General features: G+C 64.3%; 2 protein-coding genes and 1 pseudogene. 1 reads left to right on the forward strand and 2 read right to left on the reverse strand.

The features are described from left to right. Positions 1-791: CCA tRNA nucleotidyltransferase (locus tag JCM25143_RS14820; RefSeq protein WP_035371496.1), on the reverse strand; the 791-nt coding region annotated here is incomplete at its 3' end. A gap of 26 nt (positions 792-817) precedes the next feature. After that, positions 818-1,390 carry a DUF1285 domain-containing protein gene (locus tag JCM25143_RS20285; protein WP_081773625.1) on the reverse strand — a complete coding sequence of 191 codons (573 nt, stop codon included), beginning with the start codon at positions 1,388-1,390 and terminating at the stop codon, positions 818-820. Between the two features lie 229 nt (positions 1,391-1,619). On the opposite strand from JCM25143_RS20285, the pseudogene JCM25143_RS20290 reads away from it, so the two are divergent. Further along, a pseudogene (locus JCM25143_RS20290) lies at positions 1,620-2,635 on the forward strand (AAA family ATPase). Positions 2,636-2,717: the final 82 nt, after the last annotated feature.

Consider the following 2,717-nt stretch of genomic DNA (forward strand, 5'->3'; position numbering starts at 1 on the left):
CACGTGGGCGGGAGCCGGGCGTCAGCGGCGGCCAGACGCAACAGCGCATCGGGCGGGGGCTGGCAGGCCTCCAGCGCTTCAAGCCTGTCCAGCGTCACGCCTTCGGGCAGGATAACGGCTAGAACGCCCGTTTGCGCCATAAGCCGCATAACGGGCATGACCTGTGCAAGTGCGAGAATCTGCCGCAGTTCCGACCACACGCGCTCGACAGAAAGCCCTGTCAGCAGGGCTGCCGTGCGGCCTAGCACCGCGACTGTATCCGCAGCAGGCTCCCCCTTGCCATAACGGGCCTGAAAGCGAAAAAAACGGAGGATACGCAAGGCATCCTCCTCAATGCGGCTTTGCGCATCGCCCACGAACCGCACGCAGCCCGCGCGCAGATCCGCCTGCCCGCCAAACCAATCGTACAGCCTGCCCACCTGATCAAGAAACAGGGCGTTGAAGGTAAAGTCGCGCCGGGCGGCATCCTGTTGCCAGTCATCCGTCCAGGCAACCACGGCATGGCGGCCATCGGTCAGCAGGTCGCGCCGCAGGGTGGTAATTTCACAGGGCAGCCCGTCTACAACAGCGGTAACGGTTCCATGGGCCAGCCCCGTGGGTACGGCCACAACCCCCGCCGCACGCAGCCGCTCCATCACCTGCTCGGGTGCAAGCGGCACGGCCATGTCGATATCGGCCACACGTCTGCCCACCAGAAGGTCACGCACCACGCCACCGACCAGCCGGGCCTGCGGCAGAATACGCCACAGAACATGCAGCAGCGCGCGTTGCCGGTCGGATAATCCTTCTATGAGCTCAGGCTGTTCAGGCGTGTTGTTCACACGCTATCGTCCGGGCTGTCAGGGCAGTCTGTCTCGTCCCCCTCCTGCCCTGTGGAGGACAGGCAGCGGGCCAGCGGAAAGAAACAGCCGCAGCTCCACACCCCCATGCACCGCACGCCCCGGTACAGACCCGGCTCGGCCAGTGCGGCCAGTTCGTACCACACGCTACGGCTCAGCCGGGCTTCCAACGGCCAGCGGCCATCCCCTGCCCGCACCAGCAAATAGGGGGGGCAGGCATCCACGCAGGCTTCAGGCGGGACATCCCATTCGGTTCGAATCGGATGCTCACTGCTGGCCGTCACGGTTTCGTCCATGTTGGTGCGAAAACACAGCCGCTGGGTGCGGCCCACCCCCGACCATGTCAGTTCCACCGCAACAAACGGAACATCCTCAACCTCGATCACACCGCTCTCAAAAGGAGAGCGCAGCAAATAGGCCCCCTTTTCGTCCCGGGTCAGCAGGGAGCCAAACAGGCACAGCATGGCCTTGCGTTTTATAGCGCTGCCCCGATAGAGCCAGCTCCCATCACGCCGGATCAGAAACGGCAGGCGCGGCACACCGCCCTTCATGCTCGCGCCAGCCACCTGCGACAAGCACGCCGCCACGGATTCCAGCCCGGACTCCGAATGATCGGACAGGCTGAATTCCTTTTCCCCACACGGGGCTGCCCCCGCGTTCTGCGCGTTTTCGCCTTTCACGACCTGATCACCCCGTAATGCGTGTCCATATGCGTCTTCCAATGATATAGGGAGCTTACCCCGCTTGATGAAACCCCCGCATGTCTTCAAGACTGGACAAATGACCGCATCAGACGCTCCGCTCTCAGCACTTTCCTCCGCCTCCCGCCCTGATGTGCGCGAGGCAGACCGTATCTGCGAACGGCTGTCGGCCGTGCAGCAGGCCCTTGGCGACATTATTTTCGGGCAGGATACCGTTATCCGCCAGACGCTTGTCACCATTCTTTCGGGGGGGCATGCGCTGCTGGTCGGCCCGCCCGGTCTGGGCAAGACCCTGCTTGTCACGACGCTGGGCACGGTGCTCGGGCTTGATGCCCGGCGCGTGCAGTTCACGCCAGACCTCATGCCCTCCGATATTACCGGGGGCGAAATCCTTGATGAAGACAGCACAGGCCGCCGGAGCTTCCGCTTTGTAAAGGGGCCGGTTTTCTGCCAGCTTCTCATGGCTGATGAAATCAACCGTGCCAGCCCGCGTACACAATCGGCCCTGCTACAGGCCATGCAGGAACACCATGTTAGTGTTGCTGGTACCGAGCACGCACTGCCCCAGCCTTTTCATGTGCTGGCAACCCAGAACCCGATCGAGCAGGAAGGCACATACCCCCTGCCCGAAGCCCAGCTTGACCGCTTCATGCTCCAGATCGCGCTCGACTTCCCCCCGAGGACGCCGAACGCCAGATGCTGCTGGCCACAACCGGCGTAAGCCGCCCCACCGCCGAGCCGGTGCTGAGCACACGCGCTGGTAGAAGCCCAGACCATGGTGCGCACCATGCCGGTGGGTGAAAGCATTGTGGATGCCATTCTGACGCTGGTGCGCGCCGCCCGCCCGCAAACCACCCCGGATCAGGACCTGAAAACCGCCATTGCCTGGGGCCCGGCCCGCGTGCCGCCCAGACCCTCATGCTCGCGACCCGCGCACGCGCACTGCTCGATGGCAGGCTGTCCCCCAGCCTTGACGATGTAGCGGCCCTCGCGCAGCCGGTTCTGGCACACCGTATGGCCCTCAGCTTTGCGGCCCGGGCTGATGGCCTGACCCCGGCTGATGTCATTACCCGGCTTGTAAACCGGCTGGGCTGACGTCTTTTGGACGGGTTCGCGCACCGCATCGCCTCTTTTCTTCCGCCTTCCTGCGCCCGGCGGCCGGTCGCCACGGTGGCGG

The sequence above is a fragment of the Acetobacter papayae JCM 25143 genome (genome assembly GCF_000613285.1).
Classification (GTDB): Bacteria; Pseudomonadota; Alphaproteobacteria; order Acetobacterales; family Acetobacteraceae; genus Acetobacter; species Acetobacter papayae.

Bases quoted from the DNA above. Each gene is read 5' to 3' on its own strand.
- JCM25143_RS20285 (WP_081773625.1), bottom strand. From the start codon at position 1,390: ATGAAGGGCGGTGTGCCGCGCCTGCCGTTTCTGATCCGGCGTGATGGG.